This window comes from Pseudomonas delhiensis (genome assembly GCF_900187975.1).
Classification (GTDB): Bacteria; Pseudomonadota; Gammaproteobacteria; order Pseudomonadales; family Pseudomonadaceae; genus Pseudomonas; species Pseudomonas delhiensis.
In genome coordinates, this window is the sequence record NZ_FZPC01000010.1 from 84,151 (window position 1) to 96,774 (window position 12,624).

The 12,624-nt window shown below is 67.6% G+C and carries 11 protein-coding genes and 1 other RNA gene; 7 read left to right on the plus strand and 5 right to left on the minus strand.

Annotation, left to right across the window (positions count from 1 at the left end):
* Positions 1–88 precede the first annotated feature (88 nt).
* The 4 genes from CHC02_RS30940 to CHC02_RS10945 all read right to left on the minus strand — a co-directional run bounded on the left by CHC02_RS30940 (position 89) and on the right by CHC02_RS10945 (position 4,033).
* Positions 89–164: non-coding RNA, sX9 sRNA (locus CHC02_RS30940), on the minus strand.
* A gap of 61 nt (positions 165–225) precedes the next feature.
* Positions 226–1,371 carry a putative ABC transporter substrate-binding protein YdcS gene (gene ydcS / locus CHC02_RS10935; RefSeq protein ID WP_089391496.1) on the minus strand — a complete coding sequence of 382 codons (1,146 nt, stop codon included), beginning with the start codon at positions 1,369–1,371 and terminating at the stop codon, positions 226–228.
* 119 nt (positions 1,372–1,490) lie between these two features.
* Positions 1,491–2,957: a gamma-aminobutyraldehyde dehydrogenase gene (locus tag CHC02_RS10940; protein WP_089391591.1), complete on the minus strand. Its 1,467-nt coding sequence runs from the start codon at positions 2,955–2,957 to the stop codon at positions 1,491–1,493.
* 164 nt (positions 2,958–3,121) lie between these two features.
* On the minus strand, positions 3,122–4,033 hold the full coding sequence (locus CHC02_RS10945) for a LysR family transcriptional regulator (RefSeq protein WP_089391497.1): 912 nt from the start codon (positions 4,031–4,033) through the stop codon (positions 3,122–3,124).
* Positions 4,034–4,332: 299 nt separating this feature from the next.
* Between CHC02_RS10945 and CHC02_RS10950 the strand changes: the two genes are divergently transcribed.
* The 5 genes from CHC02_RS10950 (at position 4,333) to CHC02_RS10970 (ending at position 7,923) form a co-directional block, all read left to right on the plus strand.
* On the plus strand, positions 4,333–5,055 hold the full coding sequence (locus CHC02_RS10950; protein ID WP_089391498.1) for a tellurite resistance TerB family protein: 723 nt from the start codon (positions 4,333–4,335) through the stop codon (positions 5,053–5,055).
* Positions 5,056–5,150: 95 nt separating this feature from the next.
* Positions 5,151–5,876: a DUF533 domain-containing protein gene (locus CHC02_RS10955; RefSeq protein ID WP_089391499.1), complete on the plus strand. Its 726-nt coding sequence runs from the start codon at positions 5,151–5,153 to the stop codon at positions 5,874–5,876.
* A gap of 129 nt (positions 5,877–6,005) precedes the next feature.
* Positions 6,006–6,488, plus strand: a complete 483-nt coding sequence (gene eco, locus CHC02_RS10960; RefSeq protein ID WP_089391500.1) for a serine protease inhibitor ecotin — start codon at positions 6,006–6,008, stop codon at positions 6,486–6,488.
* 219 nt (positions 6,489–6,707) lie between these two features.
* Positions 6,708–7,262 (plus strand): P-loop NTPase family protein, encoded by a 555-nt coding sequence (locus tag CHC02_RS10965; protein WP_089391501.1) that lies wholly within the window; start codon positions 6,708–6,710, stop codon positions 7,260–7,262.
* An 85-nt stretch (positions 7,263–7,347) separates the two neighbouring features.
* Positions 7,348–7,923 carry a hypothetical protein gene (locus CHC02_RS10970; RefSeq protein WP_089391502.1) on the plus strand — a complete coding sequence of 192 codons (576 nt, stop codon included), beginning with the start codon at positions 7,348–7,350 and terminating at the stop codon, positions 7,921–7,923.
* Between the two features lie 181 nt (positions 7,924–8,104).
* On the opposite strand, the gene CHC02_RS10975 is transcribed toward CHC02_RS10970, so the two are convergent.
* Positions 8,105–8,998 carry a LysR family transcriptional regulator gene (locus CHC02_RS10975; protein WP_089391503.1) on the minus strand — a complete coding sequence of 298 codons (894 nt, stop codon included), beginning with the start codon at positions 8,996–8,998 and terminating at the stop codon, positions 8,105–8,107.
* A gap of 116 nt (positions 8,999–9,114) precedes the next feature.
* On the opposite strand from CHC02_RS10975, the gene CHC02_RS10980 reads away from it, so the two are divergent.
* Entirely contained in the window at positions 9,115–10,773 is a 1,659-nt protein-coding gene (locus CHC02_RS10980) for a GMC family oxidoreductase (protein WP_089391504.1), read from the plus strand.
* Between the two features lie 117 nt (positions 10,774–10,890).
* Positions 10,891–12,513, plus strand: coding sequence for an MFS transporter (locus CHC02_RS10985; protein WP_089391505.1), 1,623 nt, complete (start codon positions 10,891–10,893; stop codon positions 12,511–12,513).
* Positions 12,514–12,624: the final 111 nt, after the last annotated feature.

Consider the following 12,624-nt stretch of genomic DNA (forward strand, 5'->3'; position numbering starts at 1 on the left):
CGCTCCAGGGGCAGGAATTCGGCGTGCGAAGGCCCTGCCCGGAAATCAGAATTCGGGTGAAACAGATAAAAATGGAAAGATGAAAAGTCGTTCAGAGAGGGTCGCGAGCAGGCCCTCAGCCGTGCCCGGCCAGCGCGCAGGAACCGCAGCGTACTTCAGTACGTGAGGATTCCGAGCACTGCCCGGGCGCGGATCAGGGCCGCGCAGCAGCTATCTGGATGACTTTTAGCGGCCGCCCATGATCGCGATATAGTCCTGGGTCCAGCGGCTGTAGGGCACGAACTTGCCGCCCTCGGCCTGCGGGGTCTTCCAGAAGGCGATCTTCTCGAACTGGTCGAAGCCGTTGGTGGCGCAGCCTTCGCCGCCGAGCAGCTCGCTGGCCTTGCAGCCTTCCGGCGCGGCCGGCACCGAGCCGAACCAGGCGGCGACGTCGCCCTGCACCTTGGGCTCCAGCGACCAGTTCATCCACTTGTAGGCGCAGTTCGGGTGCGCGGCCTCGGCGTGCAGCATGGTGGTGTCGGCCCAGCCGGTGACGCCCTCTTTCGGGAACACGGTGGCGATCGGCTGCTTCTCGCCCTTCAGCGCGTTGGCCTGGTACGGCCAGGAACTGGAGGCGGCGACGCCTTCGTTCTTGAAGTCGCTCATCTGCACGGTCGCGTCGTGCCAGTAGCGGTGGATCAGCGAATGCTGCTTGCGCAGCAGGTCGAGCACGGCGGCGTACTGCGCCTCGGTCAGCTGGTACGGGTCCTGGATGCCCAGTTCCGGCTGGGTGCTCTTCAGGTACAGCGCGGCGTCGGCGATGTAGATGGGGCCGTCGTAGGCCTGCACGCGGCCCTTGTTCGGCTTGCCGTCGGGCAGGTTCTGCGCCTGGAACACCACGTTCCAGCTGTCCGGCGCCTTGGGGAAGACCTTGGTGTTGTACATCAGCAGGTTCGGGCCCCACTGGTAGGGGGTGCCGTAGGTCTTGCCGGCGACGGTGTACCAGGGCGCGTCCTTCAGGCGCGCGTCGATGTTCTTCCAGTTGGGGATCAGCTCGGGGTTGATCGGCTGCACGCGCTTGCCGTAGATCAGGCGCAGGGAAGCGTCGCCGGAGGCGGTGACCAGGTCGTAGCCGCCCTTGGCCATCAGGCTGACCATCTCGTCGGAGGTGGCGGCGGTCTTCACGTTGACCTGGCAGCCGGTGTCCTTCTCGAACCGGGTGACCCAGTCGTAGGCCTTGTCGGATTGGCCGCGTTCGATGTAGCCGGGCCAGGCGATGATGTCCAGGCGGCCCTCACCGGCGCCGACCGCCTCGATGGCATCGGCGGCCTGTACGCCGGCGCTGGCCAGCAGGGCGGTGGTGATGGCGCTGAGCAGTGCGGTCTTGCGCATGCGATGTCTCCCTCGTTTGTTGTCTCTATTGGTGGGGCAGTGTCAATCGAGCAACGGCCCTCGCGCGGCGTACCGCCGGGGCGCTTCTTGTGTACCGGCGGGCGGGCCCGCCGGGTGGTTCAGTCCAGCCGGTCGCCGTGGCGGGCCATGATGTGGCGCACCACGCTGTAGTCCTGCAGCGAATCGCTGGACAGGTCCTTGCCGTAGCCCGAGCGCTTGAGGCCGCCGTGGGGCATCTCGCTGGCGAGCATGAAATGGGTGTTGATCCAGGTGCAGCCGTACTGCAGGCGGTTGGCGATCTGGAAGGCCTTGTCCAGGTTCTGCGTCCACACCGAGGAGGCCAGGCCGTACTCGGAGTCGTTGGCCCAGTCCACCGCCTGCTCCAGTTGCTCGAAGCGGGTCACGGTGACCACCGGGCCGAACACCTCGCGCTGGACGATCTCGTCCTGCTGCCGGCAGCCGGCCAGCAGCGTGGGCTGGTAGTGGAAACCGGGGCCGGAGTGCACGGCGGCGCCAGTCACCCGCTCGATGTGCGGCTGGCCCAGGGCGCGTTCGACGAAGCTGGCCACGCGGTCGCGCTGGCGGGCGCTGATCAGCGGGCCGATCTCGTTGTCCGCATCGCGCTTGCGGGCGAAGCGGATGCTGGCCACGGCCTCGCCCAGCTCGGCCACCAGGCGGTCGTGGATGCCGGCCTGGGCGTAGATGCGGCAGGCGGCGGTGCAGTCCTGCCCGGCGTTGTAGTAGCCGTGGGTGCGCACGCCCTGGACGACCGCCTCGATATCGGCGTCGTTGCAGACGATGACCGGCGCCTTGCCGCCCAGCTCCAGGTGGGTGCGCTTCAGGGTGCGCGCGGCGGCCTGGAGGATCTTCTGCCCGGTGACGATGTCGCCGGTCAGCGACACCATGCGCACCCGCGGGTGGCCGACCAGGTGGCTGCCGACGTTCTCGCCGCCGCCGCAGACTATGTTGAGAACGCCCGGCGGGAGGATGTCGGCCAATGCCGGGGCCAGCACCAGGATCGACAGCGGGGTATGCTCGGACGGCTTGAACACCAGGGTGTTGCCGGCGGCCAGGGCCGGGGCGATCTTCCACGCCGCCATCATCAGCGGGTAGTTCCAGGGCGCGATGGAGGCCACCACGCCCACCGGGTCGCGGCGCACCATGCTGGTGTGCCCGGGCACGTACTCGCCGGCCAGCTGGCCCTGCTGGCAGCGCACTGCGCCGGCGAAGAAGCGGAACACGTCGGCGGTGGCCGGGATGTCGTCCTGCCGCGCCAGGTGCAGCGGCTTGCCGCAGTTCAGGGCCTCCAGGCGGGCGAGGGCGTCGGCGCGCCTGTCGATGGCGTCGGCGATGGCCAGCAGGGCGGCGGAGCGCTGCGCCGGGGTGGTCCGCGACCAGGCCGGGAAGGCGCGCTGGGCGGCGTCGATGGCCCGCTCGATCTGCTCGGGGGAGGCATCGGCGACGCTGACCAGGGTTTCGCCGCTGGCGGGGTTGAGGATGGCCTCGGCGAGGCCCTGGCCGGCCGCCAGCTGACCGTCGATCAGCAGCTCGGTGTACAGAGTCGGGGGGCTCGCAAGGGCGTTCATCTTCGCGGCTCTTTTCTTCTCGGTCTTGTTTTCGGGGGCCATTGGCGTGCTCCGGAGGGGCTGCCCGGAACCGGCCCTTTTGTATGAAGCGAGAGACTAGAGTCCGGGCTTGAGGTCGACAAATTCTAAATACTGAAAGCGGTATTCGATTAAATCGAAAGCTGCTAGATCGATGGCCGCTTGGCGTTGGGTTGTTCGCGGGCCACGGTGAGGAACGGGTCCACCAGCGCCGGCCGCGCCGTGCCGCGGCGCCAGGCCAGGCCGACGTCCAGCGGCTCGCCCAGGTCCACCAGTGGGCGCGCCTCGATGATGTCGCCCTCCAGGGACCAGGGGCGGTAGGTCATGTCCGGCTGGATCGACAGGCCCAGGCCCGCCGCCACCAGGCTACGCACGGCCTCCACCGAGGCGGTGCGCAGCGTCACCTGCGGCGCCAGCCCGGCGCGCGACCAGATGCGCTGGGTGTGCAGGCCCATCTCGTCGGCGTTGAGCTGGATCAGCGGCTCGCCGGCGACGTCCGCCAGGCCGATGCTGTCGCGCTCCAGCAGCGGGTGCTGGGCCGGCAGCCAGAGGCGGTGCGGCGAGTGGGTGAGCACCTCGGTCTGCAGGGCGTGGCGGTCCTCCAGGTTGGAGAGGATGAGCACGCCCACGTCGATCTCGCCGCTCACCAGCAGGTGCTCTATATAAGGCCGCTCGTCCTCCACCACGCGGGTCTGCACGTTGGGGTAGGCGCGCTGGAAGCGGGTGATCAGGTCGGCCAGGTAATAGCCGGCCACCAGGCTGGTCACGCCTATGGTCAGACTGCCGGCGACCTTGTCGGTGCTCTGCTGCAGGCTGCGCTTGGCGTTCTCCACCGTGGCCAGGATCAGGTGCGCCTGGCGCAGGAACTGGTGGCCCTGGTGGGTGAGCGTCATGCCCTTGGCGTGGCGCTCGAACAGGCGCACGCCGATCTCCTCCTCCAGTTGCTGGATGGCCAGCGTCAGGGTGGACTGGGAAATGAACACCGCCTGGGCGGCGGCGGAGATCGAGCCGGTCTCGGCGACGGCGATGAAATGGCGGATCTGGCGCAGGGTCATCATGGTGGCGGGCCATGGCTTTGTGCTTTATCGAAAATACATGGGAACATTCTTTTAAATCGAATGGAAGGCGCAAGAACGAGGCTCTTCGTAGGATGGATTGAGCCTTGGCGAAACCCATGCGGCCATGGCGATGGGGCTCTCCTGCACTTGTAGGAGCGGGCCCTGCCCGCGAATCGCGCGCAGGGCGCTCTCCTACAGATGGGGCGCCGATTCAGCAATATCCCGAAGCACTCTGCGCCTGCGCGCACCATGGGCGGGCGCTAGAGTCGGGATTTCCCCAACCGACCCAGGAGACCGCCATGAACACCCGTGGCCTGCTCGACCAACTGCTCAAATCCGGCCAGGAACTCCTGCAGAACAAGGGGCTCGCCCAGGCCGGCGGCCAGCCGCAGGCCGGGCAGGGCGCCGGCAAGGGCGGCCTGGACATCGGCAGCCTGCTCTCCGGCGCCGGTGGCGGCGCCCTGGCCGCCGGCGCGCTGGGCCTGCTGCTGGGCAGCAAGAAGGCGCGCAAGATGGGCGGCAAGGTAGTCGCCTACGGCGGCCTGGCCGCCCTCGGGGTGATCGCCTACAAGGCCTACGGCAACTGGCAGCGCCAGCAGGCCAGCGCGCCGCGCGGCGAACCGCAGACCGTCGACCGCCTGCCGCCGGTGGAAGCCGAAGCCCACAGCCACGCCATCCTCCGCGCCCTGGTGGCGGCGGCCAAGGCCGACGGCCATATCGACGCCCGCGAACGCCAACTGATCGACGGCGAGATCGCCAAGCTCACCGGCGACCTGGAGCTGCAGGGCTGGCTCGACCGCGAGCTGGCCAAGCCGCTGGACCCGCGGGAAGTGGCGGGGGCCGCGCAGAGCGAGGAAATGGCCGCCGAGATGTACCTGGCCAGCCTGCTGATGGTGGACGAGGAAAACTACATGGAGCGCGCCTACCTCGACGAACTGGCCCGCCAGCTGAGCCTCGACCCCGGCCTCAAGGCCGAACTGGAAGCCCAGGCGCAGAAGGCCCTGCAGGCACTGCCGGCCTGATTCTCAGCGCGCCCCTGAATAGTCCCGGACGGCATTGGCGGAATTCGCCACCGGGACTATCGTTGCCTGACCGCAACCACGCCGAGGGCGCTGCCATGAACACCACGGATCTGCTGGAACAACTGCTGCGGGCCGGCCAGGGCGCGCAGGCGCAACAAGGCGGCGCAGGCGGCCTGGGTGGCCTCGGAGGGCTGCTCGGCGGCCTGCTCGGCGGCGCCACCGGCGGGGGTGCATCGGCCGGTGGCCTGGGCGGCCTCGGCGGTGTGCTGGGCAGCATGCTCGGCGGCGGCGCCCCGGCCAGCCAGGGGCGCTCCAGTGGCGGCGGGGTCAACTACGCCATGCTCGCCTCCCTTGGCATGATGGCCTTCCAGGCCTACCAGAACTGGCAGCAGCAACAGGCGGCCGCCGCGCCGCAACAGGCGCCGACCACCGTCGACCAGCTCTCCGGCGACGAAGCCGAAGCCCACAGCCACGCCATCCTCATCGCCCTGATCGCCGCGGCCAAGGCTGACGGCCGCATCGACGACAAGGAAAAGCAGGCGATCTACGCGGAAATCTCCCGCCACGCCGGCGAGCCGGAACTGCAGGCCTGGCTCGACAACGAGGTGCGCAAACCCCTCGAAGCCGCCGACGTGGCCCAGGCCGCCCAGGGCGACCCCGGCAAGGCCGCGGAAATGTACCTGGCCAGCGTGATGCTGGTGGACGACCAGCAGGAAAGCGAACGCAACTACCTGGACGAACTGGCCTACCAGCTCCAGCTCGACCCGCAACTGCAGGCCCACCTGGAGCAGCAGGCCAAGAGCGGCGGTGAAGTAGCCTGAAACAACTTGGCAAGGCTTGAGGGCTCGCATGTAGGAGCATTCGCACATTCAGGCTGTCGAAGGGACGCAAGCAATCCGGACGAACGCATCCGCGCGTTGCGTTCGTCCTTCAACCGGCAAGGAGGCGTCATGCCCTGCACCCGTTTCACCCTCTCCACCGCGCTGCTGCTCAGCGCCACCGCCACCCTGGCCAACGCCGCCAAGCTCGAAGACGTAGCGCCTTATCCCAAGGCCGAGGACGGCTTCGTGCGGCAGGTCATCCATCTGCCCAGGCAGGCGCAGGAAGAGAACTTCAAGGTCGAGGTCCTGGCCGGCAAGACCCTGACCGTCGACTGCAACCGCCAGCGCCTGGGCGGCAGCCTGGAGGAAAAGACCCTGGAAGGCTGGGGCTACCCCTATTACCGCCTGGACAAGGTCAGCGGCCCGGCCAGCACCCTGATGGCCTGCCCGCAAGGCAAGAGCAGGAAGGACTTCGTACCGGTGGTCGGCGACGGCTTCCTGCTGCGCTACAACAGCAAGCTGCCGATCGTGATCTACGCGCCCAAGGACGTCGAAGTCCGCTACCGCATCTGGTCCGCGTCCGAGAAGGTCGAGCACGCCCGCGCGGAATAACCCCCTCGACCTAGCCCATGCATCCTGTAGGAGCGGGCCCTGCCCGCGATTCGCGCGCAGGGCGCGCTCCTACATGGGAATGGCGTGGGTGGGGCAGCGTAGGAGCGGATCTTATCCGCGATCCGCGCCGAAACCTCCGGCGCTCGCGGACAAGGTTAACGCCAACAGCAGGGTTGCCGCACAATACGCGGCCCACAGCAGGCCAACAGGGAGCGTTCTGTGCAAAGAATCCTGATCATCGGCTCCGGTGGCAGCGGCAAGAGCACCTTGTCCGCAGCTCTCGGCCAACGCCTGGCTCTACCGGTCATCCACATGGACGCGCTGTACTGGCAGCCCGGCTGGGTGGAGCCGGCAAAGCCTGACTGGCAGGCGCGCGTGGAGGCGCTTTGCCTGGGCGAGCGCTGGGTGATGGACGGCAACTACTCCGGTACCCTGGCGCAGCGCCTGGCCGCCTGCGACACCGTGATCTTCCTCGACCTGCCACCTCTGCTCTGCCTGTGGCGCGCCCTGCGTCGCGGCTTCCGCTACCGCGGCCAGGTCCGCCCCGACATGGCCGAAGGCTGCCCCGAGCAACTGCCCGACCCGGCGTTCCTGAGCTGGATATGGAACTACCCGACGCGCAGCCGCCCCAAGGTGATGGCGTTGCTGGACGCGCACCGGCAGGGGCGGCGCATCGTCCATCTGCGCTCGCGGCGCGAGGTCGGCGAGTTTCTCCATACGCTGGGCCAGACTACGGATACGACAGCGGCGGCCAGCTCTCATACCACCTTATAGGCAAGCTCCGTGCGCATTACAGGCAGGAGGAAGCGGGCATCCTCCCGATAATAGTCCAGGCCCGTAATGATCAAGGACGCGTCATATGCGATACATCACCAGCATCGTTCTTCTGTTTCTCCCGTTATTCGCCCTGGCGAATGACTGCATTTTCAGTCCTCCGAAAAAGGAACCATTCGAGTACAAGGCGGGACGCTATCTGCCGGTTTTCCTGGGAGGCGTTCAGTTCGATCTTCCAGGGGCTCCCAAGGCCTTTGTCAGTAATGGGATATTCATCGCAGCCTATCCTGACAAGCAATTCGTCAGTCATCAGCTCATCACATCAGAAACTTTCCCGGAGTTTCGAGAGTTCTTTCCGCACATCCAATCCGTCGCCCAAGTGTTCCGGTTGATTCATGGGGTGGAACCTGCAACAGCCCTCACCGCGGCGCAGGCACAGGAGCTGGATATGTTGCGTAAGGCCTTCCGGCTCGACTGCAAATCACAGGTACGTTTGTTCGCTACGGCAGATGTTCAGATTCTGCTGCGCGAATTGACCAGCCCCGAGGGGGTCTTCGAAATCCTCGTGCTCCGCCAAAACGATGTGGACCTGATCCAGGTGAGGGGGCCGGAGTCGACCGCGCTCGAGGTGGTTCGCAGTATCAGGATGGTTGGTCAATGAGCCGGATCGTCGACCCCGCGGATGAGCGGACCCTGAAAGCAGTCCTGGCAACCTGGTACGGACCCCGGTACCAAAGGTGGAGCATCGATATGGTGACCATGAGCGTCTGATCGAGTGTGCAAGGCCTGGGGGCGCCCAGGTAAAGCGGGTTCCGCAACGTTCCGCCCGCCTTCCGGTTCATTCAGGCCTTGCCCTCCACCAGAACCCCCTGCTCCCTCTCGCACAGCCCCAGCAGAAAATCCCAAACCAACCTCAGACGCACCGACCGGTGCAACTCCCTTCGCGTACACATCCAGTACTCCCGCTCGATGAACTCCTCCGGCAGCACCGGCACCAGCAGCGGGTCGTGCAGGCCCATGAACTGGGGCAGGATGGCCAGGCCGACGCCGGCCTGGGCGGCCTGTTGCTGGGCCACCACGCTGGTGCTGCGGAACACCACCTGGGGGTGGCGGCAGAAGCTGTGGTGGAACATCAGTTCCTGGCTGAACAGCAGGTCGTCCACGTAGCCGATCCACTGGTGCTTGCACAGGTCGTCGCGGTCGCGCAGCGGTGGGGCCTTGTCCAGGTAGGCGGGGCTGGCGAACAGGCTCAGGCGGTAGCGCGTCAGGCGGCGGCTGATCACCAGGTCGGCGTTGGGCCTTTCCAGGGTGATGGCGATGTCGGCCTCGCGGTTGGTGATGCTGACGAAGCGCGGCACCGACACCAGTTCCAGCTCGAGACCCGGGTACTGGCGCATCAGCTCGCCCAGGCGCGGGGCGAGGAACATGGTGCCCAGGCCCTCGGTCACGCCCAGGCGCACCTGGCCCAGGGGGCTGATGCTCTGGCTCATTTCCTCCTGGGCGAGGAGGGCGGTGTTCTCCATGGCCTCGGCGTGCCTGAGCAGCGCCAGGCCGGCCGGCGTCAGCTGGTAGCCGCCGGTGTGCTGGGCGAACAGCTGGGTGCCCAGGTCGCGCTCGATGTTCTCGATGTGCCGCGCCACGGTGGCGTGGGTGGTGTTCAGCTTGCGCGCCGTGGCCAGCAGGCGGCCGCTGCGGTGCAGTTCGAGGAAGTAGCGCAGGTCGTTCCAGTCGAACATGGCGGGCTCCGTTGTTAGAAAACGATCAGCAGCTGACTCGAAATGTTCGTTTTTTTATCGCGAATGAGCGGCTAGCCTCAAGCGACGCATCGATAAGAACAACAAGAGGTCAGCCCATGCCCCAGGCACTGGACTCGTTCGACTACCTGATCGTCGGCGCCGGCCCCGCCGGCTGCCTGCTGGCCAACCGGCTGTCCGCCGACCCGGCCAACCGAGTGCTGCTGATCGAGGCCGGCGGCCCGGACAACTACCCGTGGATCCACGTCCCCGTCGGCTACCTCTACTGCATCGGCAACCCGCGCACCGACTGGTGCTTCGACACCGAAGCCGTCCCCGGCCTCAATGGCCGCGCCATCAAGTACCCCCGTGGCCGCGTGCTCGGCGGCTGCTCCTCGATCAACGGCATGATCTACATGCGCGGCCAGGCCCGCGACTACGACGGCTGGGCCGCCGAGGGCAACCCCGGCTGGGGCTGGGACGACCTGCTGCCGCTGTTCCTCGGCATGGAGGACCACTTCGCCGGCGACAGCGCCATCCACCATGGCGGCGGCGAATGGCGGGTGGAGCAGCAGCGGCTGTCCTGGGAAATCCTCGATGCCTTCCGCGAGGCCGCCGCGCAGACCGGCATCGCTTCGGTGGACGACTTCAACGGCGGCGACAACGAAGGCTGCGGCTACTTCCAGGTGAACCAGCGCGGCGGCGTGCGCTGGAATGCCTCCAAGGCCTTCCTGCGCCCGGTCGAACAGCGCCCGAACCTGATGGTGCTGACCCACGTCGAGGCGCAGCAGCTGATCCTCGAAGACGGCCGCGCCCGCGGCCTGGTGGTGGACTGGCAGGGCGCCCGCCGCGAACTGCGGGCGCGCCGCGAGGTGATCCTGTGCGCCGGCGCCATCGGCTCGCCGGCCCTGCTGCAGCGCTCGGGCATCGGCCCGCGGCCCCTGCTGGAGCAACTGGGCATCGGCGTGCGCCACGAGCTGCCCGGCGTCGGCGAGAACCTCCAGGACCACCTGCAATTGCGGCTGATCTACCGCATCCAGGGCACCCGCACGCTGAACCGCATCGCCGCCACGCCCTGGGGCAAGGTCGGCATGGGCCTGGAATACCTGTTCAAGCGCAGCGGCCCGCTGTCCATGGCGCCGAGCCAGCTGGGCGCCTTCGCCAAATCCGACCCCGGCCAGGCCTCGGCCAACCTCGAATACCATGTGCAGCCGCTGTCCCTGGAGCGTTTCGGCGAGCCGTTGCACGCCTTCCCGGCCTTCACCGCCTCGGTGTGCGACCTGCGCCCGCAGAGCCGCGGCAGCGTGCGCATCCGCAGCAGCGATGCGCGCGCCAAGCCGCTGATCCAGCCCAACTACCTGAGCCACCCGGAAGACCTGCGGGTGGCCGCCGACGCCATCCGCCTGACCCGCCGCATCGCCGCCGCGCCGGCCCTGGCGCGCTTCCGCCCGGAGGAATACAAGCCCGGCCCGGACTTCCAGACCGAGGAAGACCTGCACCGCGCCGCGGCGGACATCGGCACCACCATCTTCCACCCGGCCGGCACCTGCCGCATGGGCTCGGGGCCGAATGCGGTGGTCGACAGCCAGTTGCGCGTGCACGGCATCCCCGGCCTGCGCATCGCCGACGCCTCGATCATGCCCACGCTCACCTCCGGCAACAGCTGCTCGCCGGTGCTGGTGATCGCCGAGAAGGCGGCGCGGATGATTCTTGCCGAACCCTCGCGCAGCGCCGAGGTCATCCCTATCAGCGGGCGCGAGGAGAAGGCCCTGTCCTGACGGCCACCCCGGCGGGACGAACAGGTTCGACAGAAGACAGCGTCGCGCGGCCCCCGGGCCGTGGCGGTCGAGGCTGAAACAACAATAAGAGCCCCCACGAGGGGCAGGAGAGCCGTAATGACCGATCTAGCACAGCCCCAGTCGTTCGAGCGGGGGCGCTCCAGCGGCCGCGAAGAGCGCAAGGTGATCTTCGCTTCCTCGCTCGGCACCGTGTTCGAGTGGTACGACTTCTTCCTCTACGGATCGCTGGCGGCGGTCATCAGCAAGCAGTTCTTCGCCGGCGTCAACGATACCACCGCCTTCATCTTCGCCCTGCTGGCCTTCGCCGCCGGCTTCCTGGTGCGGCCCTTCGGCGCCCTGGTGTTCGGCCGCCTGGGCGACATGATCGGGCGCAAGTACACCTTCCTCGTCACCATCCTGCTGATGGGCCTGTCGACCTTCTGCGTCGGCCTGCTGCCGTCCTACGCCAGCATCGGCGTGGCCGCGCCCATCATCCTCATCGCCCTGCGCCTGCTGCAGGGCCTGGCCCTGGGCGGCGAGTACGGCGGCGCGGCCATCTACGTCGCCGAGCACGCCCCGGCCAACAAGCGCGGCGCCTACACCAGCTGGATCCAGTGCACCGCCACCGCCGGCCTGCTGCTGTCGCTACTGGTGATCTGGGGCTGCCGCCAGTTCACCGGCGAGGCTTTCGAAAGCTGGGGCTGGCGCCTGCCGTTCCTGCTGTCCATCGTGCTGCTGGGCATCTCCACCTGGATCCGCCTGTCGATGCAGGAATCGCCGGCGTTCCTGAAGATGAAGGCCGAAGGCAAGGTCAGCAAGGCGCCGCTGAAGGAGTCCTTCACCAACTGGAGCAACCTGAAGATCGTGCTGATCGCCCTGTTCAGCATCAATGCCGGCCAGGCGGTGACCTTCTATGCCGCGCAGTTCTACGTGATGTTCTTCCTCACCCAGGTGCTCAAGGTCGACCCGGCCCTGTCCAACGTGCTGCTGATCATCTCCCTGGTGATAGGCGCGCCGCTGTTCGTGGTGGCCGGCTGGGTGTCCGACAAGGTCGGGCGCAAGCCGGTGCTGGTGGTCGGCCTGCTGCTGGCCACGCTGTGCTACTTCCCGCTGTTCAAGGCCCTGACCCACTATGCCAACCCGCAGATCGACCAGGCCACGCGCCAGGCCCCGGTGGTGGTGATGGCCGACCCGGCCACCTGCACCTTCCAGTTCGACCCGGTGGGCAAGGCCAGATTCGACAGCCCCTGCGACAAGGCCAAGACCCTGCTGGTGAAGGGCGGCGTGCCCTACAGCACCCAGGCCGCGCCAGCCGGCAGCGAGCTGGTGGTGAGCGTGGGCGAGAAGCGCATCGAGGGCTTCGACGCCGCCGCCCTGGGCGCCGCGGTGAAGGAGGCCGGCTACCCGGCCCAGGCCGACGCCTCGCTGGTGAACCGGCCGATGGTGATCGCCATCATCGTGGCGCTGATCTTCATCGCCACCTGCTGCTACGGCCCGCTGGCGGCGCTGATGGTCGAGCTGTTCCCGACGCGCATCCGCTACACCTCGCTGTCGCTGCCGTACCACATCGGCAACGGCTGGTTCGGCGGCCTGCTGCCGACCATCTCCTTCGCCCTGGTGGTGTACACCGGCAACATCTTCTACGGCCTCTGGTACCCCGTGCTGGTCACCGGCGTGAGCCTGGTGTGCTCGCTGCTGTTCCTGCGCGAGACGCGGCATAACGACATTCATGCCGATTGAGCGTGGCGCCGCCGGGGGCTTTTCGTAGGAGCGAGCTTGCTCGCGAACACACTCCGCTGCGGGGCCCGTTCGCGAGCAAGCTCGCTCCTACGAGAAGCCATGCTCGCCTGC